The 19,109-nt window shown below is 52.2% G+C and carries 16 protein-coding genes; 5 read left to right on the top strand and 11 right to left on the bottom strand.

From position 1 onward, the window contains the following. Positions 1–218 precede the first annotated feature (218 nt). From SH451x_RS04340 to lpxD, 4 genes are read right to left on the bottom strand one after another with little or no spacing between them, the layout of a single operon-like run. The gene (locus SH451x_RS04340; protein WP_479361207.1) at positions 219–1,178 is read right to left on the bottom strand and encodes an alpha/beta hydrolase; all 960 of its coding nucleotides are present in this window, start codon (positions 1,176–1,178) and stop codon (positions 219–221) included. A gap of 24 nt (positions 1,179–1,202) precedes the next feature. Continuing rightward, positions 1,203–2,414, bottom strand: coding sequence for a hypothetical protein (locus SH451x_RS04335; protein WP_479361205.1), 1,212 nt, complete (start codon positions 2,412–2,414; stop codon positions 1,203–1,205). 14 nt (positions 2,415–2,428) lie between these two features. Then, a complete protein-coding gene (locus SH451x_RS04330) occupies positions 2,429–3,391 on the bottom strand; it encodes an LpxI family protein (RefSeq protein ID WP_479361203.1) in 963 nt (320 codons plus the stop codon). Between the two features lie 57 nt (positions 3,392–3,448). Then, entirely contained in the window at positions 3,449–4,567 is a 1,119-nt protein-coding gene (lpxD, locus tag SH451x_RS04325) for a UDP-3-O-(3-hydroxymyristoyl)glucosamine N-acyltransferase (RefSeq protein ID WP_479361202.1), read from the bottom strand. A 210-nt stretch (positions 4,568–4,777) separates the two neighbouring features. Between lpxD and SH451x_RS04320 the strand changes: the two genes are divergently transcribed. Next, a complete protein-coding gene (locus tag SH451x_RS04320; RefSeq protein ID WP_479361200.1) occupies positions 4,778–6,319 on the top strand; it encodes a GMC family oxidoreductase in 1,542 nt (513 codons plus the stop codon). Positions 6,320–6,327: 8 nt separating this feature from the next. On the opposite strand, the gene SH451x_RS04315 is transcribed toward SH451x_RS04320, so the two are convergent. From SH451x_RS04315 to SH451x_RS04305, 3 genes are all read right to left on the bottom strand, one after another. Continuing rightward, complete coding sequence (locus SH451x_RS04315; RefSeq protein WP_479361199.1) at positions 6,328–7,725, bottom strand: polysaccharide biosynthesis/export family protein; 1,398 nt, start codon at positions 7,723–7,725, stop codon at positions 6,328–6,330. 8 nt (positions 7,726–7,733) lie between these two features. Next, a complete protein-coding gene (locus tag SH451x_RS04310) occupies positions 7,734–9,572 on the bottom strand; it encodes a tetratricopeptide repeat protein (protein WP_479361198.1) in 1,839 nt (612 codons plus the stop codon). Between the two features lie 235 nt (positions 9,573–9,807). Then, complete coding sequence (locus tag SH451x_RS04305; protein WP_479361196.1) at positions 9,808–10,092, bottom strand: DNA-directed RNA polymerase subunit alpha C-terminal domain-containing protein; 285 nt, start codon at positions 10,090–10,092, stop codon at positions 9,808–9,810. Between the two features lie 154 nt (positions 10,093–10,246). Between SH451x_RS04305 and SH451x_RS04300 the strand changes: the two genes are divergently transcribed. Together SH451x_RS04300 and SH451x_RS04295 are read left to right on the top strand one after the other, a co-directional pair. After that, entirely contained in the window at positions 10,247–11,014 is a 768-nt protein-coding gene (locus SH451x_RS04300; RefSeq protein WP_479361195.1) for a class I SAM-dependent methyltransferase, read from the top strand. Between the two features lie 144 nt (positions 11,015–11,158). Beyond that, positions 11,159–12,928: an ABC-F family ATP-binding cassette domain-containing protein gene (locus tag SH451x_RS04295; RefSeq protein WP_479361193.1), complete on the top strand. Its 1,770-nt coding sequence runs from the start codon at positions 11,159–11,161 to the stop codon at positions 12,926–12,928. A gap of 384 nt (positions 12,929–13,312) precedes the next feature. Here the strand turns inward: SH451x_RS04295 and thiS are convergent, their stop codons facing one another. The 3 genes from thiS to rplM all read right to left on the bottom strand — a co-directional run bounded on the left by thiS (position 13,313) and on the right by rplM (position 14,461). Then, positions 13,313–13,516 (bottom strand): sulfur carrier protein ThiS, encoded by a 204-nt coding sequence (gene thiS, locus SH451x_RS04290; RefSeq protein WP_479361192.1) that lies wholly within the window; start codon positions 13,514–13,516, stop codon positions 13,313–13,315. Beyond that, a complete protein-coding gene (gene rpsI, locus SH451x_RS04285) occupies positions 13,517–13,930 on the bottom strand; it encodes a 30S ribosomal protein S9 (RefSeq protein WP_479361190.1) in 414 nt (137 codons plus the stop codon). It abuts the gene before it with no gap. 87 nt (positions 13,931–14,017) lie between these two features. Continuing rightward, positions 14,018–14,461, bottom strand: a complete 444-nt coding sequence (gene rplM / locus SH451x_RS04280; RefSeq protein WP_479361189.1) for a 50S ribosomal protein L13 — start codon at positions 14,459–14,461, stop codon at positions 14,018–14,020. 618 nt (positions 14,462–15,079) lie between these two features. Between rplM and SH451x_RS04275 the strand changes: the two genes are divergently transcribed. Beyond that, a complete protein-coding gene (locus SH451x_RS04275) occupies positions 15,080–16,702 on the top strand; it encodes an alpha-amylase family glycosyl hydrolase (protein WP_479361188.1) in 1,623 nt (540 codons plus the stop codon). A gap of 124 nt (positions 16,703–16,826) precedes the next feature. Beyond that, complete coding sequence (locus SH451x_RS04270) at positions 16,827–17,897, top strand: potassium channel family protein (RefSeq protein WP_479361187.1); 1,071 nt, start codon at positions 16,827–16,829, stop codon at positions 17,895–17,897. Between the two features lie 9 nt (positions 17,898–17,906). On the opposite strand, the gene SH451x_RS04265 is transcribed toward SH451x_RS04270, so the two are convergent. Further along, on the bottom strand, positions 17,907–19,103 hold the full coding sequence (locus tag SH451x_RS04265) for a tropomyosin (protein WP_479361186.1): 1,197 nt from the start codon (positions 19,101–19,103) through the stop codon (positions 17,907–17,909). Positions 19,104–19,109 lie beyond the last annotated feature (6 nt).

Raw genomic sequence — 19,109 nt, 5'->3', positions numbered from 1 at the left:
CGGTTAGCAGGCCCAAGCATCTCGAAGGACAATTAAACTAGCAATATTGGCGAAAGTCACCCCCTTGACTCGCAAGAAAGTCAGGAAAAGTTCAGTTAAACGCGGAATCTGGGAAAACTTCTCCGAATGTCCCAGTCAAAAACCGAAAATTGCTGGCTAAAATCGCCGAAAAAAGGCCTTTCGGCAAGAATGGCACCAATAAACCCAGATTTAGCGGTTTAAGCTGCCGATCGCATGGTTTCGGCAAAGTGTAAGCGTTGCCCAGTATCTTCCGTCACAAAACGGCGGATCAACTCCATTACCGACCGGCGATTTTGGCAACTCAGCGGGTCGTGAAGTCCCTCGGGCAGAGTCACCAGCGATGCTCCAGGTGACTGGCTCGCGAACTGAGCACTAGCTTCGATTGAAGCCAGTCGATCGCGATCCCCATGAATAAGCAGCGTCGGAAGATCCAATTGCGAGGCTCGCTCAAGCGACTCACGCCCAGCAACTAACAATTCGATGCCCAAGCGAATACTCATCGTTCGATGCAGCAGCGCATCCTCGCGGTAAGCTCGCTGAGCCGCTGGATCATCCGTTAGCCAGTCGACGCGACTCTTCAGACGCATTGGCCAGTCAGGGATCCATTGCGAAAGCCGCCGTCCCACGGCAAGGAAGTCTTCACGTATCGGCTTGCCTTCAGGTACAAGCATCGGGGCAATCAGTACAAACCGATGCGCTCGGGGTCGGATGATTGGAATAAGTTCGCCTTCTTCGGGCTCGCTCAATGTTTGTCCTAACGCAAATCCAACCGCCAAGTTACCACCCATGCTCTGACCGATCAAGCATATCTGAGCATGCTGCCAAACCTGCTGCGCAGCATGGACGGTCGTGCTAATCTCGTCCATCAGCGCGGTGTACGATTCGATGCGCCCACGCTTGCCAGGCGATTTTCCATGGCCGATCAAGTCGACTACCTGAAGTGCGATTCCATGATCTGACAAATACTCGCCTAATGCGGCATACCGGCCGCCGTGATCGCCCAGTCCATGGATCAAGACACATACGTGCTCAACCTTGCGTTTTGCAATGCACGGTATCCATCGATGGCAGAATCGTGACTGCCCGTTGGGCAATTCAATCCAGTCAGCAAGATAAGTACTTCTTTGCGAACTGAAGTCGTACGAGGGGAGAGGCATGGATAAGTGATCAGAGTTTCAATGTTACGGCAACGGTTGAGTCAGCCAGGCTTTCCATGTCCAGCCAGGTGGCTTTGTAAATGGAATGGCAGTCCACCACGGCAGTTTGTCAATATCGACAGCCTCGGCTTCAGGGACTTCGCTCGTCTCGGGTGCTAGTACGGGATCTGGTTCCAGCCAACCGCCTTCGCGGGGCGGAAGCCCAAAGCTTTGATGATAGGCCTTTTGCTGGGCGTCTATCCATTGCTCTGTTTCTTTGACCTTCTTGTTCGGCAGCCAACCTTTCGCACGACTGAGCCGGAGTCTTGCGAGTTCGAAATCTTCTTGGGCCACCGCGGAGACGGCCATGTTATGCCAAGCTGCCTTGTTTTTAGGATGAGTCGATACGACGTTCTGCCAATGGAAGTCAGCCTGCTGCCAGAGCCCGTTGCTCGCCACCGTGTTGCCCTGACGCACTTCCTTAGACCCCCAAGACCAGTATGGGTTTTGCAACGTGACCTCAGTCTCTTCCAAAGTCGGCGCGAATTGAGACCACGTCTGTCGCGACACGCCAGTCAGCAATCGATCGACCGGATCCGCTACAAAAGCCAACTCAGGATATTGCTCTTCGGCCTGCGTGCGATTCAAAGATACAGTTGCCGCGTTGACAAACTTGCCAGAAGGCACTTCGTAAGCTTCCCATGTAACAATCATGTGTTCGGGACGTTCGTTGACTGGTTTATTGCTGTATTGCTGTAGGACAGCCATCGCTGCTCCGGGTGAATTCGGATTCGCAGGCCGCTTGGCTTCCTCTTTTTCCAGTTCAAAATCTGCCATAGTGATGTGGCCTTGAATCATAAGTTCGGCCCCCGACGCCTTGACTGTCTCCAAAGTCGACATTGGGTTTGGCTTCTTTTGATGACTAGCCAATTGTATTGGGCTTGCCGAACCAAGTGGTGGAGATGAGAGAGACTGCGGCGACAACATCGCGATGTGCGTCGACCCCGCCGGCTTTGTGTTTGCGAGAGCCTGCTCCAATCGCGAGCTCAACGCTTCAGGACCAGTAATGGTTACAAAAGCGACCCGTTTCGGCTGTTTTGTGTTGATGATCGAATTCGCTTGCAACTTGGAGGGTTGCCAAGTCGTAATGGGCGCGGTCGTGCTACAGCCGGTGGAATGGATAATCAAGCCACTCAGGAGCACCGGGAGAACGATTCTTGGGAACACGGGGTCTATTGGAACATGTCGTTTAGGCAAGTCTCTATACCTCCTCAGGCTGCGGAGCTTTCGTAGGCGTGGTTGTAGTCGGCGAGCGACACGATACAAATGCCGAGTCGATTGGCGGTTTCAAGCGTTTCTTCTCGGTCGATCAAGATCGTTTTGCCTTGTTCAATCGCAATTGCTCGACCACCAGCGTCCCATACCTTTTGAACGGTAAGTGGCCCAATCGTCGGCAAATCAAATCGATCATCCTGTTGCGGCTTGGCAACCTTGATCAAGGTAAAACCTTTCTGCTGGCACAGCCCCGTCGTTCGAGCGATGCACGCGTCGGTCCCCTCGATCGCTTCTACCGCAAGGACGTTTTGGTTGTAAACAGTAATGCTCTGGCCAATATCCAGTCCGCCCATGCGTTTGGCTATCGACCATCCAAATTCGATATCTTTGCGAACAGCGAAGTTCGGTTGGACTGTCGTCAAAACGCCCTCTTCGGCAAGTAAGTGTTTTGCGTAGTCCGTGCCAGGAACGACTTGCATACCAACCGCTTCATAAGACCGCGCGATTGTGTGCAGCAAAGAGTCATCACGCTGATCTCGCTGGCGGTAAATAAAATGCGGTATAAAGGTAGCAATGCACTTCAGATCAGGCATTGCGCCCATCCAGCTCAGTCGCGTGAAGAGGATACGATCCTTGAAGATTTTGCCGGCCAGGATGACTTTGGTAACACCATGCTTCTTGAAATAGCGTTGATGCCCACCCAGTTTCCCTACTCCGAAATACTGAAAATGATCGGAAAGATCGGATAGTTCATGTGGCGCGTGGTGACGAATTCCCACGGTGACAACCTTCGCCCCCATGGCTCGCAATCGTTTTGCAACTTCGATCGGATAGTTCCCCCAGCCAGCAACAATGCCAAAAGTTTGACCACTCAATGAGTTTTCGGACGCAGTCATAGCCGGTGCAGAAGACGATTCTTGATGTTCTTGCATAGATGCTGTGGCGAACATGGTTGTCATATTAATCGTCAGGAATGAAAGCGAGCAACTAACTGAGACGGACTGTGCTTCGCAGTGTTAAGCTGCTTTGGAGTCTGTAATGCCAGGCAAAGGAATCGTTGCATCTTCGCTGGACTGCGACTTTAGGAGTCGGTCCATTTCTGACTGTAGTTTTCGAAGCTGCTTTCGCATTTCTGGTAGCCTTTGGATCGCCAGGAGCGACTGCAGGGACTCTTTATGAGGAGCAGCGGGGGAGCCTACAAAAATTCCGTCGCCTGGCAATTCGGTCGCGACACCAGACTGAGCTCCAACTTGAGTTCTCTCGCCAATATGAATATGATCCCTAACACCAACTTGCCCTGCAAGCACCACGTGGCTACCTGTACTGGCGGACCCAGCAATGCCGACTTGGCTGCAGATCAAGTTGTGAGGACCGATATCGACATTATGTCCAATCTGGACGAGGTTATCGAGCTTGGTACCAACTCCAATTTTCGTTGCACCATAGCTGCCGCGGTCGATCGTTGTGTTGGCACCAATTTCGACGTCGGATGCGACATGCACCCAACCCAATTGAGCTGTCCGATTGTGACGCCCTTCCGATTGGCGGTAGCCAAACCCATACGCGCCAATTACTGCGCCGGAGTGGACTGTGACGCGATCTTCGAGAGTGGTCCTCGGATAAAGTACTGCGTTGGGAAAAACTTCGCAGTCGCGGCCAATATTGCATTCGGACATCACTCGTGTGCCGCTATGTAAGATGGTACGATCGCCGATCGAGCAATTAGCGCCGATGGTGACAAAGGGGCCAATCGTCACATCGCGTCCAATGTAAACGTTTTCGCCAATTGCTGCGCGAGCGTCGATGCCCGTTGTCAGTTTATTGTTGGTTGGTCGCACCAGTTCAATCGTGCGCTCGAATGCGTCGTGAGGATTCGCAACTGCCAGCAGTATTAGTGGAACATCTTTGCAAGTGTTAAGAATCGCATCGACATGCGCTTCGTTTACAATCACCGCTGCGGCTTGAGAACTTTTGAGCACTGCGGCGTTGGCTACTTTGTCGACCAGAGTTATCGAGCCAGCTATCGCTTGGTTGAGTGGCAACGCATTGGAAATGATCAGCTTTTCCGCCACATTCCGTGAGACGCCGATCAGCGTGCCGTCGACGAGGGTCGAGATTTCGAGCAAACTATTCATGGTCACGCGACTCCTTCCAAGACCGATGCTATCCGTTAACATCGCAGTTTTGATGCCTTAAATACACCTCTCGCGACTTTTAACAGGTTCGCAGTTGACGAGCAAGACAGAATCCAAACCGAACTTCGCCCGCTCAAACTTTAGCGTCTGCGAATTGGATCGATTGAGCTGTCTGATGGGATGCAGTTGGGGATGGACCACCAGAGCTAAATGACTACGACATTCGACTTCATTATCGTTGGCGGTGGAACGGCCGCCTGCGTGCTAGCAAACCAACTGCTCCGTAACTCTAAAGCCACGATCGCTGTTATCGAAGCCGGCAGCTTTCCAACGGGGCGAATCTGCAATACGCCCGCCATGTACCCGCTTTCCTGGAATTCGAGCAAAGACTGGTCGTTGGAGACTGTCCCGCAGAAGGCAATGCGCAATCGCAAAATCAACTGGCCGCGGGGCCGCATGTTAGGCGGCAGTTCGAGTATGAATGCTTCCATTTATTCGCACGGGCATGCGGATGACTCGGCGGCCTATCCGCCCGCTTGGAACTGGCGTGAAATCCGCGAGAGTTGGAAAGCTACCGCGCCGGCCTGTTGGTACGAAACTTTGAATGTTCAAGAATCGTCCGAATGCTTTCTAAACGCGTGTGACTCGCTGGGCATCTTCCGCTCGCACGACGGAAATGCCGACTGTGAAGCTGGTAGTGGCGTTTTTTTGCGGACCGCAAAGAATGGTCGACGGCATTCCGCGTATCATGCGTTCTTGAAACCAATGCTCGATCATCCGCGGCTGACCGTCATTCGCAACGCAACTTGCAAGCGAATTCTATTTCGCGATCAACGCGCAAACGGCGTCGAAATAACAGACCTTAACAATCCCAATGGCCTATTACTTGGTGCCAATAAAGCGGTTTGCGTTTGCTGTGGCAGCATCGCCAGTCCGCAGCTACTGATGCAGAGCGGTATTGGGCCGCGCCGTGTCTTAGAGAATCTTCAAGTTCCTGTTGTTGCCGCAATCGACCAAGTTGGGCAGAATTTGAAAGACCATCTGGTGTTTCCGTTGGTTATGCAAGTCGACTCGCGGCATTCGCTAGAGCGTGTGGCTGATCGTGCCGTCCGTTTCGAATACGCTCGGCAAAAAACTGGAACGCTTGCTTCGAACATCGCAGAGGCAGGCGCTTTTCTAAAGGTCGACTCTTCCGAAAAGAATCACGACGGAAACCTTGGCCGACCAAACATACAGTTGCACTTTACGCCAACGCATTACTTGCAATACCCATTAGCAAGAGAGCATGTGCCTGCAATCTCTATCGGCGTAACTCCATTGCATCCTCGATCGTCTGGCTCGATTGATTTCGATCCAGAGCTTAACAAGTGGACGATCGATCCGAACTACCTGGGTGATCAAAACGATATGGAGTTGTTCGTCCGCAGCGTTAAAGTGGCTGGACAGTTGTTTGAGCAAGACGCACTCGCGAAGATCGTCGCAGCGAAACTGGTTCCCAAGTGCAACTTCGATGATGATCGGCGGATTGAGTCGGCCATCAGAGCTTTTTCGCTCTCGATCTATCATCCGACGGGAACTTGCCGAATCGGAAGTGACGAGGGCTCAGTTGTCGACGAAAAGTGTCGCGTGCGATCTCTTGAGCAACTTTATGTCGTCGATGCATCGGTAATTCCGGAGCCAACCACTGGCAATCCGCAAGGTACGCTGATGGCACTGGCAGCACACATCGGACGTACGCTTGTTACCGACTAGCCGTTTTCCTAGTTATTATTATTGCTAAACAGGATGGCTGGGGCCACGCCGTAGATGCCATCGGTGAATACCAGTTTCACCCAGTCATCGAAGACTTTGATGGGTTGTGGCGGAACGATAATCAAATCGCTATCCCGGAGCCAGATTTCGTCGGCAGGGTTTGGCCGTTTGCCAAGCAGTTCTCCTCGCAGGTCGAGCATCGTGGCCATCAGACGCCAGTCTTCAGCGCGGCGAAAGATCACGACTTGACGCCGATTGCCTCCGACCTTGATTCCTTCAGCCATCGCTAGCGCTTGAGTGACCGTCGTCGGACCGTTGAGCTCGAAACGACCTGGACGTGTAACTTCGCCGGTGATAAAGACAAAGTGCGGCGCTTGCTGCACAAGCCGCGGTTCAACTTCAATGCCCCAGTAATCGCGGTTCCGATAGTGGAGGTTGACTTCACGCTTGATCTCTTCCAAAGTCATCCCGATTACTCGCAGGTTTCCGATTACGGGCAATTGAATGCGACCATCGGGGTTCACTACGGCGTTGATATTCTGTCCGCCCGAAGCCAGGAAATTGCTGACCGCCAGATTGAGATCCTGCAGCTTTGTGTTCGTTTTAACTGGAATCACATCAATGGCCGGGTTTTTCAGGTAAGGCGAATATCTCTTCTCAAGTTCTTTTCGCAGTTCTGAAATGGTCATGCCCGTAGCATGCACTCCCTCGACCAAGTAGGGAAGGTGTAGCTTGCCATCAGGTTGAATGATGACACCTCGATTGATGTCGCCCAGCTTCAAACTATCGTCAGTCACCGATTGGATTGCTATTTCATCGCCAACTTCCAAGCGGTAAGGGTCCGCACTTTCTTGATGGATGTTTACAAAGACGAATTGAAGTTCGTCGCCCGTGCGTACGCGATATTGCAGCATGGAAGGTAAACGAACTGGGCCAATCCATTCCCCATGGCGAAGTGGTTGAAAGTTAATAGTCCTTGCATCAGACCAACGTTGCTCATGTCCGCCGCTGTCCGCACAGTCAATCCCGCGAATACAATTCTCGCAGTAACAGCCACGTAGTCCAACTGCTTGTTGAGATGGCGGCACCATTACAGCCGGTGGATTCGGATCAATACATGTGCTACAGCTTGCGCAGGAGGCATTCGGTATGGTTTGGCAGTCGCTGCAGCTTGCCGGAGTCACTTGCCCGCTGGTCGACACATAAAAGTTTTCTATGGTTGCCCCGGAGCTCAAGTGAGGGCTCTGTGCAAGTAAATCGCTACCAGCATTGAACAGTGAGCCACAAAGCGTTATGCAGACGACAAGCTGCGTCTTGAGTCTGGCGAGTGGCAATTGCGTAGTGGCATGCATGGAGTTGGACATTCTTGATACCGAAGATTCGTCAGACTTGATGGGTTTACGCATTTCAGTGATCAACGGAAAATTCGCTGGAAGAACGAAGGCTTCGCTGCAGTTGCAGCAGACGAGACCACATTGCCTGACTGGTCGCTTCCAGAAGCTTGCAATACCTCAGCCGGTCTTGCTGGCGTGTAGTTCGATGCGGTTTGTGTCATTGGCCTTGTCAAATTTGGGCTAAACTGCGCAAACTGCTCGGGAGTGAGCTGCAGCACGTCGGGTGTGGCTTTGCTTGGGGCGGGAGTAGGCGACTGCGACTCGAGTGCGATGGCTTGTTGAGTCGCTTGGCTGGATCTTGCTTGATCACCGCGACGTCGGTACAGTTCGGCGAGATTCTTGTACATATCAGGTTTTGGTGATCGAGAAACAGCGGCGATCAGAACTTGCTCTGCTTCCTGCGTTCGATCGAGTTTGATCAGCGAATAGCCGAGTTGATTCGCAGCATCGCCGTGGTTACCCTGAATATCTAAGGCCGCTTGGTAACAACAGACCGCTTGTTCTCGCAACATAGCCGAAGTCGGCAAACCCTGTTCGGCTTCAGCGTCATATGTCTTACCAAGGGCGTAAAACAATTCCGCTGCCCAAGGATGGCCCTGCGAGGCTGCAACCAGTTGGCTCCGGGCATAAGCGCGGTAATGCTGGGCGGCGATTACAGGTGAAATGTTGCGAAGGTCCGCGCCATGCAGTACCGGCGTTTGATGGCCTGCAATTGGAGAGGATTCCGATCGCGTGGTGCTGGAACGAACGACGTGGAAGTCCTTCTCTTCCACAAATGCCAACATCGCTCGGTTAAACGCTGGTTCGCTGTACCAATCTCCGCTATGGGTATCTAGCGAGCGGAGCAACGCACGAGCCCCAACCAAGGCTTCTTCTCGAGCACTTTGAACTGCTCCACGTCTCAGCAGTTGATCGCACTCTTCGAGGTTTCGCAACAGTTGCTCACGGACGGCTGACCAACCGAGCGGCGTTTCGATCGCTTGAGGGACAACTGCTTGCTGTTTCTTCGGCTCGTACATCAAGTCGCGGCTAATCTTCTTCGCTAACAAAACACGCGAATCGGAAGCTGCCGCAGTCCCGGCCAACTTGGTTGGAACCGCAGAACCGACTTGCGAAGCCAGGCTGATATTCGTTGGCTCAGCGCTGCTGCGAGGCGCTTGCGATGCCTGTTGGCTTGGCGGCGTTTGCTGGAGCGATGGGCTAGTAGACGTTTCATCGCGAGATACTTCCGGTGTCGCAACGGGAACTCCGGTAGCTCGCAGTTGGTCCCAAGCTGGTTGTTCTGCGTTGTTGGCTCGCATCGAAGCGCTTGTCAGGGTCGCTTGCACCTGAAAGCCAGTCGATGAATTTGCAACGTCTGGTTGCTGAATGAAACTTCGGGGAACATTTGCCGGCGCCGTATTCGCTCGATTAGTAGGCGGCGTGCTTGGCTGATCAAAGCTCGGTGATTCTGTTCGCGGCGGTTGCGGCGTTACGTTACGATTCTCTTTCCAAGGCGAACTAGGCAGTGGATCGGAGGGGAACGCGGCTGTATTCAGCGCTTGCGGCACGCCGAAATCGATGACGGGTTCAACTGCCAACTCGAAAGATTCAGCCCCAGTGGCGTTGGAAGTCCATTGGGAAGGAACGACGGTATTTTGCTGTCTGGCCTGCGTTTGTGGCAAACCAATGGTGCGCGACTGAGTTGTCGAACCGCGAGCAGTGTTAGGCTGAACCTGACCACTACCCTGTGGTGACGAGCTTTGCCAGACATGATTCTGTGCGTGGCTCGTGGCGCAAGGAGTGATTGCGAGGCAAGTTAATCCGACGATAACTCGGAATGACTGTCGCTTGGTTTGGTTGATCATTGTACGATTCATTTCCGACTGTTTCACACGCGCTTTGCGGTTGAGACGTGCCTACTATCGACACATCTCTCACAATCGGAACGTGCAGCCGCTGTTGAACACTTCGGCGGCCCAAAAATGGGCACCAAAATCGTTAGCGGTGGAGCATCCGGAAGAATCGGTATATTTTTACAAGGGCGACCACATAGAAGCGATCGCCGCAATTGCTAGCAGAACATGGCCTGTGCGACCATTAGTGTGCAAGCATTTACTTCAGAGAAGGCTTGGTGCGTGGTCGAGCGCGTTCGGGTCTTTGGTAACCGAGTTTTTCCAATGCCTGGTAGACTTCTTCGAGTGTTTTCTCGCCGAAGTTAGAAATCGTGAGTAGGATTTCAGGACGGCTGTTCAAAAGATCGCGAACAGTGAAAATCCCTTTTTCTTCAAGACAGTTCGTCGTGCGAACCTGCAGTCCAATTTCCGCAGTGCTCAAGTCGAGTTGTTCTCGCATCAGTCGAGCTTGTTCGTCGGCTTTGCTAATTGGGATTCGGGTCATCGAAATGCTTCCTTGACATTGCGTTGAGATGTGGCCAAAGACGCGGGAGTTTGTGAAGTCGACCGCATCGTGGGGTTGAAATATAGCAATTCAGTTGTTGCCGAAAAGAGTTTGTGAAGCTCCTTTGAAATTTTCCTGAAGAAATCTAAAGTGAATGCTAGCAATAATGCAGTTGCCGGGAAAAGCGATGTTTAACAAGGAGTTGCACACAAAGCTGGCGAGATTGCAGCGACATGTTCCCATCGGATTGGGGACAATGGAGATTGCTGGAAGAACGTGGCCTTGGTTTCATGTCGCCGATACAGACGTAGCGATCGACCAAGCGATCCGGACTGAGCAAGAGACTGGCAAGCGTCCTGCAAATGCCGCGAAGAGCACGGGGGATCCCTTTTGGGCGAGCAATTGGGAGTCGGGGATTGCACTTGAGCAGGATCTAGAACGCTATCTCAACAGCTTGTCAGTTCCGCAGCAAAAATGCGGTCGCGTTCTTGAGCTTGGATGTGGGAGCGGCTTTTTAAGTCTAGGTTGTTCCATCCGAGGGGTCCGAGTTCTGGCGACTGACGTGGCCGCGGATGCCCTCTTGCTTGCCAAATGTAATAGCCTGTTAAACGACGTACCGCTTAATATTCGTCGTGTCGATTGGCACAGCCGAGAACGACTAGCTGAGACTTTCCCGTTGATACTTGCGGCCGATGTGGTCTACGACACGAAGAACTTTGTCGCTTTGGAAAGCCTTTTACGCCGCCACTTATTGCCGACTGGAATGGCTGTGTTTGCAGAACCCAACCGTAACAGCGGACATCAATTCGTCGATTGGATGCTGACGCGAGGATGGCGAGTCAACATCAGGAACTATCAAAGCAAACCGGCCAGTCGCAGCCAGAATAGAATCCGATTTATCGAGATTTCTGCAAACTGGTAATTAGCAGCCGAGCCTTTTTGCGGCGAAAGACTTGTCATTGCAGTGACACTCGCTTCGGCTAAACTTGGCAGTCGACCGGCCGGGTGGGGAACATGCGGCCAAAGTACTAACGTTTTCTTGATACGAACTGACTGCTGACGATTTATGGGTGTGCTGCTTCAAATTCTAGGCGCCGAAAAAAGTTTTGGCGACCAGATGCTGCTGGATGATGCGACCGCCACGATTACCGACGACGTCAAGGTTGGCTTTGTCGGACGCAATGGAGCTGGGAAATCAACGCTGCTAAAGATTCTGCTGGGCGAAGAAGAGCTTGAAAAGGGTGAAGTTGTTCGCAGCACGAACCTGCAAGTTGGTTACCTGCGGCAGCACGATCCCTTCTTGCCAGGCGAGTCTGCGTTAGAGTTCTTGATGCGGGACAGCGGTCAACCTGACTGGAAATGCGGGGAAGTGAGCGGCCAGTTCGAGTTGAAGGGCGACTATCTGACTGGTCCAGTGTCAGCGCTTTCTGGGGGCTGGCAGACGCGTGTTAAGCTTGCCTCGCTGCTGCTGCACGAACCAAATTTATTGTTGTTGGATGAGCCGACGAACTTCTTGGACGTCCGCACGCAGATTCTCCTTGAGCATTTTCTGCGGGGCTTCAACAAAGCGGCCTTAATTGTTTCGCACGACCGGTCATTTCTGCAGGCGACATGCGATCACACGCTCGATCTTTCGCGCGGCAAGCTGACGATGTATCCGGGCAAAATCGAAGAGTTCCTGGTGTTCCAGGCCGAACGTCGGGAGCATGACGAAAAAGTAAATGCCTCTGTCCAAGCCAAGCAAAAACACTTGCAAAAGTTCATCGACAAAAACCGAGCCCGCGCGAGCACTGCTAGCCAAGCCCGCTCTAAAGGCAAGCAATTGGAACGTTTGCAGACGCTGGAAATTGCGGAAGATCTTCCGATCCCGTCGATCCGCGCGCCCATCGTTTCGCCCCGCAAAGGCCCTGCGGTTCGCGTTATTGATGGAGCCATCGGTTACCCTAACCACACCGTTGCGCGGGGAATCAATATTGAGATCGAACACGGCCAACGCGCGGCGATTGTCGGGGATAACGGCCAAGGCAAGACGACACTGCTACGTACTTTGGTCGATTCGCTTGAACCGATCGAAGGGACTGTGCGGTGGGGACATCACTGCGAAATTGGCGTATATGCTCAGCACGTGTATGGTGCGTTAGAACCGAAGCAAACAGTGCTCGATTATCTAGAATATAAAGCGATCGCTGGGACCACCAACCAGCAAATCTTGGCGGTTGCCGGTTCGCTGCTGTTCCGTGACGAGCATGTCCGTAAAAAGGTGCAGGTGTTGTCTGGAGGCGAACGGGCTCGGCTGTGTATGGCCGGTCTCTTGTTAGGCCCGTACAACATTTTGGTCCTTGACGAACCTGGGAACCATCTGGACGTCGAAACAGTTGAATCTCTTGTCGATGCGTTGTTGGAATACAAAGGCACGGTGATTTTCACGAGCCACGATCGTCACTTTATGCGACGTCTGGCGACCAACATTATCGAGGTACGCGACGGCACGGCGAGGAACTACGAAGGTGACTATGAAGCGTACCTTTACTACATCAACAAGGAAATTGACGAGGGTGAACGAACGCGAGCTCCTGCACGCAGCAAGACTGATAAGGCGAAAGGCGCAGCTAAGCCTTCGGCAAGTGAAGTTGCGGATGCGCGGAAAGTCGAGAAGGAGCTAAAGAACTTGGAGAAGTCAATTCGTAGTCTGGATGCGGAGCGCACCAAGCTAAACGAAGAACTTATGCAGACAACCGATGCTGCGCTGTCACTCAAGTTGCACAACGAAATTAAGGCGCTCGAGATGGAGCTTGGAGCAGCAGAAGAGAGATGGTTAGAGCTGAGTGCATCCTAGAATGCCGACTAGTGGAGCGTCAACGTTAAAAGTTAGGGTTAGTAGTTTTGGTGCACGGGCGTCTCGCCTTTTTACAACCCCACATCTTTTTTGACCCCCACGAACTTGTTTCGTGGGTGAATAAGTTTGGCAAGCTAGAAACCGAAGCTCTCTCAATCCAGCGCGTTTAACATGTGCTCGCCGCTTCAAGCGGCGAGCACATGTTAAACGCGGAAGGTTGCGCAATTTCATCTAGCTTGCCAAACTCGGCTTCCTGCCAGTCGAGCTGGCAGGGGAGCAATACTTGATTACTTGTGGGGTTAAAAAAGCGTCCCACTCGCATTTTCGGAGCTTTGTGAGCGAGACGATCGAGGACCGACCCTAAGATTAAGCTTTGACGCAGCACTAGCCGCCGCCGACAAACGTTACCACTTCAACACTGTCGCCTTGAGAAAGAAAGACGCTGTTGAACTGCGTCTTGGGGACAATGGATTCGTTTAGTTCGACCGCACAAAACTGCTGAGTTACGCCGCTGTCGCGGAGCAGATCGGCAACACTGAGGCCCTCTTCCACTGAGCGAGCCTCGCCATTGTACGTAATGTCGAACATTTAGCGTTTCGAGAACTGAACACCGCGGCGAGCACCACGAAGACCGTATTTCTTACGTTCTTTCATGCGCGAATCGCGGGTTAGAAAACCGTCGTCACGAAGAGGTGGGAAGTTCTCTTCGCTCAGCGAGCAAAGTGCTCGGGCGATGCCCATGCGTGCTGCACCAGCTTGGCCGATGGTTCCGCCGCCGGAGCAAAGGATGGTGACGTCGATCGTTTCACGTTGTCCAACGCGGTCAAGAGTTTCTAGTACCAAGCGTTGTTCTGCATCGTTGCAGAAGTATTCTTTGAATTCACGGTTGTTTACGACGATCTTGCCTGAGCCAGCCTTGAGTCGAACACGAGCAACGCTAGATTTACGACGACCGGTTCCCAGCGACTCGCCGCTGATTCTGTCTTTTTTCGGACTGACCATAATTGTGGGATCGTTGACTAAAAACTAATAATACTGCGAAAAAAGCTTGGCTGGAGCGTTCGTTGGACGCGTGAGCCAAGGCGAAATTTACTTGCCCAAGTTGAGAACTTCAGGTTGTTGAGCACCATGTGGGTGTTCGTCGCCAGCATAGACTTTCAGTTTATCTAGCATGTGCCGACCAAGGGCGTTCTTTGGAAGCATGCGTTTTACAGCGAACTTGACCAAGTCCGTTGGCTTGCGTTCTAGACGCTCCGCGTAGCTTTCCATTTTTTGACGGGTGTAACCGTTGTACCACGCATAGTGGCGGACCTGCAATTTATTGCCGGTCATGACAATCTTCTCGGCATTGGTCACAACAACGAAATCGCCGGTGTCCACATGCGGAGTGTACGTTGGGCGGTGTTTGCCCATCAAAATTGTGGCAATGTCCGAGGCCAAACGACCAAGCACACAATCGGTTGCATCTACAACGAACCAATTTTTCTCAATTTCGCCGGTCTTAGCCGTATAGCTCTTTTGTGTCGCAACCATTGTTTTGCGAGATTTGTCTTATAAAAAGGAATAGAGACAACGCGACCTCAGAAATTTGGCCGAGCATCGAAGGGCAAGAGTTTACGAATCCCCTCAAGGCTTGGCAAGCCGAAATTCACCTTTTCAGGACGCATTTTGGCCCGAATCTCGCCCAAGAAGCCGTCGTTTTCTGCAATCGTGACCGTCGAACAGCTTTTCCAAGACTGCCTGGTCTTTTTATACCCCACATTTTTTTGACCCACACGAGCTCGTCTGGTGTGGGAATAAGTTTGGCAGGCTAGACACCGAAGCTCTCCATATCCACCGAGTTTAACTTGTGCTCGCCGCTTGAAGCGGCGAGCACAAGTTAAACTCGGAAGGTTACACAAATTCCGGTTTGTATCTAGCTTGCCAACCTCGGCTTCCTGCCAGTTGAACTGGCAGGGGAGCAATACTTGATGATTAGTGGGGTTACAAAAAGGCCTGGAGCACCGTCCTACGCTTTTCGATGAGTGCCGCAATTGACGTGTGGTCCCCACGTTTTAATTGCAACACAATACGTTACCGTAGTCGATACCAGCCGGAGCATGTCAGCATCGGTGATTTGCGTCCGGCCATTTCGAAGGAGAACTTGCGTTCATGTCCGCTTACTTAAGACACTGGATGATTCTGATCTCTTTGGGATTCCTGAACACCGATATTCACTGCATTGCCGAATCTCCTGAGCTTCTGTTTGCTGAGATCGCAGAACCATCGCCAGACGCTTCACAAAGTCTTCAAACCGCTAGTGATGATTGGTACAAAGACGCTGTGGTGTACCACCTTTGGGTGGCGTCTTTTCGCGATTCCGACGGCAACGGCACGGGTGACGTGCGGGGGATTATCGAAAGTCTTGATACGTTACAACAACTGGGCGTCAATACAATTTGGCTGTCCCCGTTCTTTGAAAGCGCAAGTTCAAATCGTAATCTTCATGGCTATGACGTTATTGATCACTACCAAGTCGACGCGCGACTGGGAACAAACGCCGACATCGAAGAATTGATCCGAGAAGCGCATACAAAGAACATGCGATTGATCTTTGACTTTGTGCCGAATCATTTGTCTAGCCGCCATCCCTGGTTTATTGAATCCAAAGATCCAGCATCGCCCAAGCGTGATTGGTTTATGTGGCGAGGCGATCGACCAGAGTCCGGTTGGACGGGCTTTGACCAACAAAGCGATTGGCATGAGTCGGATGGAGACTATTATTATGGGATCTTTTGGGGCGGGATGCCTGACGTCAATCACCAAAATGCCGAAGTGCGCCTCGAGATGGCGAGGGCTGCTCGCTATTGGTTGGATAAAGGCTTTGATGGAATGCGAATCGACGCCATCCGCTACCTTTACGAAAACACCGACGGGACCGGAGCGAAAGCGGACCAAGAGGACCAACCGGAAACAATCGAGTGGTTCAAGGCATGGCGGGACCAAATCATCGATCCATATACACAAGCCGGATATGCGAAGTTGATCGTCGCCGAAAACTGGACTACAGAACGTGAGTCGTTAGAGTCGTACCTGATTCACGAAGGCGAGCCAATCTTCCATATGACTTTGAATTTTGCGTTGTTGCCAGCACTCACGAAGCTTGACGCCAGCCAAGCCAAGGACATATGGCAGTGGAGTTCGACGCTCCCGCGCAGCGTTGGGTTGGGAAACTTTGTCAGCAACCATGATTTAGCCGCGGACCGCCCAGGTTCGCTATTCGCTGGGGAGCCAGAAAAGTTGCGGGCACAAGCGGCTTGGTTGCTGCTGGGGCCTGGAACGCCGTTTGTCTATTACGGCAACGAAATCGGTCAAGCTCAAGGACAACAACGCGGCGACACAAAACATCGTCAGAAGTTAAAATGGGAAGAGCTGAACGACCAGATGACGGATGCAGATTCAGTCTGGAGTTGGCATCAAAGGCTTATTACCCTTCGTCATGCGCACGCGAGTCTGCGTCGCGGCACCGTCACCTTTTTGGAAGTGATTCCGACGTCGGCCGACGTCGTTGCGATTTGGCGCGAAGTGGAAGAAGATGCGACGTTAACGCTGTTCAATGGTTCTTCTCAGCCTATCTCGGATTTGAAAGTTGTGTTACCGAAGACGCTCAATGGACGTGAGCTGCGATCGCTGTTACGTGATGAATCTATAACAGTTGATGCCGATGGAAGTGTGCGGATCGGGTCGCTCGGCCCCTTTGAAACGAAGCTCTACCATCAAAATGCGTCACAGTAATTTTAGGATTAAACTGGTGTCAATTGGACGTCTAGTTACAATCTAGGCCAAAGTTCTACCACGACAACAGTATTGCGGGATCGACGAAGCGGAGCGTCAACCTACCGCCGTATGCAAAGCGGGCATGATGGGCGACACAGCTTCGTTCCGAAAAATTAAAGTTGGCTTCGCGTTCCTCGCTTTGACTGTCGTTCTGGCCGTTGCTGGCTACAAACTAGCCGGTTGGTCACTGATCGATTCGATCTACATGGTGATCATTACGGTTTTCGGCGTGGGATACGGGGAAGTGCACCCGATCACGTCCGACGGGCTCAAGCTCTTTACGACTTTGTTTGTCGTCGCCGGTTGTTCTGCTGGCATCTATGTCGTCGGCGGATTTATTCAAATGATTGCGGAAGGTGAAATTCATCAAGCGTTAGGGGTACGAAGAATGAGTCGTGGAATTCAGCAGGCGTCCAACCACGTCATTGTCTGTGGTTTTGGCCGTGTAGGACAGATTTTGGCAAGCGAGCTTGAACAGGCAGAGATACCCTTTGTTTGTGTAGATTCCGACAAAGAGCGGATCTTGCTCGCCGAGGAAAAAGGCTATCTGGTTGTTCTGGGAAATGCGGGTGAAGAAGCGACCTTGAGGCAAGCGGGCATTGAGCGAGCGCGAGTTGTTGCCACAGTACTTCCTGACGATGCAGCCAACGTGTTTATTACTCTGACGGTACGCGACATTCGAGAGGATGTTGAGATCATCGCACGCGGAGAATCGGTCGCGACGCAACGAAAGCTACTTCGTAGTGGTGCAAATCACGTCGTCTTGCCCGCAGCCATCGGCGCTTCGAAAATTGCCAACATGATCGCGTGTCCTTCAGCTGAATCCTTGTTGGCAGATCCCTCGCAAAGAGAAAGGCTAAACCAAGACTTGGCCACGGTGGGCCTTGGCGTAGTCGAAGTACGAATCGATGCGAAATCGATCTCAGCAAACAGCAAAGTCGAAGATATCAGCGTGCTGAATGGACTTGGAACGTTGCTCGTGGCCATTCAACGGGCAGATGGCACAGTGCAGCGAAACCCAACACCATCCGATGTGATTCTCGCGGGCGACCTTTTGTTTTTCATCACAAGCCAGAGCGCTCTGCAGACGACAATTAAAACAGTTTCTGCAAAACGCCAGGAGATTTCGTACCGCGGAAGCAAGTCTACGTAGCATGATTTGTCAGTCGGCGAGCAGCATTTCCAACTTTTCTTCGACAATGGCTGACTGCTGATCGGATCGTTCTTGCTCTTCTTTCTCTAGTTGCGAAAGTCTAGCTCGCAGGCCTGAAAGTTCCGCCGAACGAACGGCACGTTTCGCTTCGAATTCAAGTGTCAGTGCGGTGCGAAGTTCCGCTATCGCTGCCTCTTTTTGCGCGTCATCGGCAGACTGTTTAATACGCACGATAATCGGCACCATGGAGTTGAGGATTGCCTGCGCTTCGTAATTCTTGCTGAAAGCCATTTGTTCGCTGCTAGAGCTTGCCGCTGGGCGATTCTCCTCTTTTGGAAAGAGTTCTGGGGCCGCGGAGGCGGAATTAGTGGTAGCGGTCTTAGGCGGTTGATTGAATTGCCCACCTCCGTCGCCTAAACCTTTTTGCAGCTTTCGCGCTTCTAAAAATGCTTTAAGGATATCACTACGAGTCATAGGCTCCCCGTTGCAGACATACGATTCCAAGCCTGATTCGCTAGCGGAGAACAAACCATCGACATTGGGTGAAGAACTCTTCGTCAATGGCACTGGGAATGCGCTTTCTATCACATTGAAGTAGCCGGAAGACACAACTCCTGGCTTGTTGCTTCGCACTAAATCGACTTGCTTTAGTCCCAATTGAGTCGAGGCTACACCTGGAGCTGTAACAAAAACAAATCCAGAAGCAACGGTATAAGGTTGATGCGCAATGTAGATTTCCGGGAGCGGCAGTTCCGAGCCGCTGCCAAACGGGTCGTCGTGATATTGAGAGGATCTCAAACGTTCAAGGCGGAAGACACTCGACGCTTCTTTTGGAATTTCAACTCGCGATTTTCTATCGCCACCTGACATGATGCTTTCACATGTCGCGATCGCAAAAGGTTTCGTTGAGATTATCAGACCAGCCATACTCTTCGACTTCAAGACAACGCCGTCCACGCTAACCTCGTACGTGACACGGAGGATGCCGTCGAAATTGATGCGTTGCGGTCCGAACGGGTCCGCACCTCCTGCGCCAAAGGGCGAGCCACCCGTAGGACTCCCGCCAAAGGGATCCACAGTTGAATTTTCGAGGCCAGAACTACCACTACCTTCTGCCGTTGGTGGCTCCTGAGCAATCGTTGGAGTAGTGAAACCAAACAAGGCAATTGTCAACAACGTTGCGTTAATATAATTGTTGATGCGCATTAGACT

The sequence above is a fragment of the Njordella aestuarii genome, assembly GCF_056494165.1.
The sequence above is the reverse complement of the archived record's forward strand: the minus strand, read 5'-3'. Positions and strand labels throughout refer to the sequence as shown.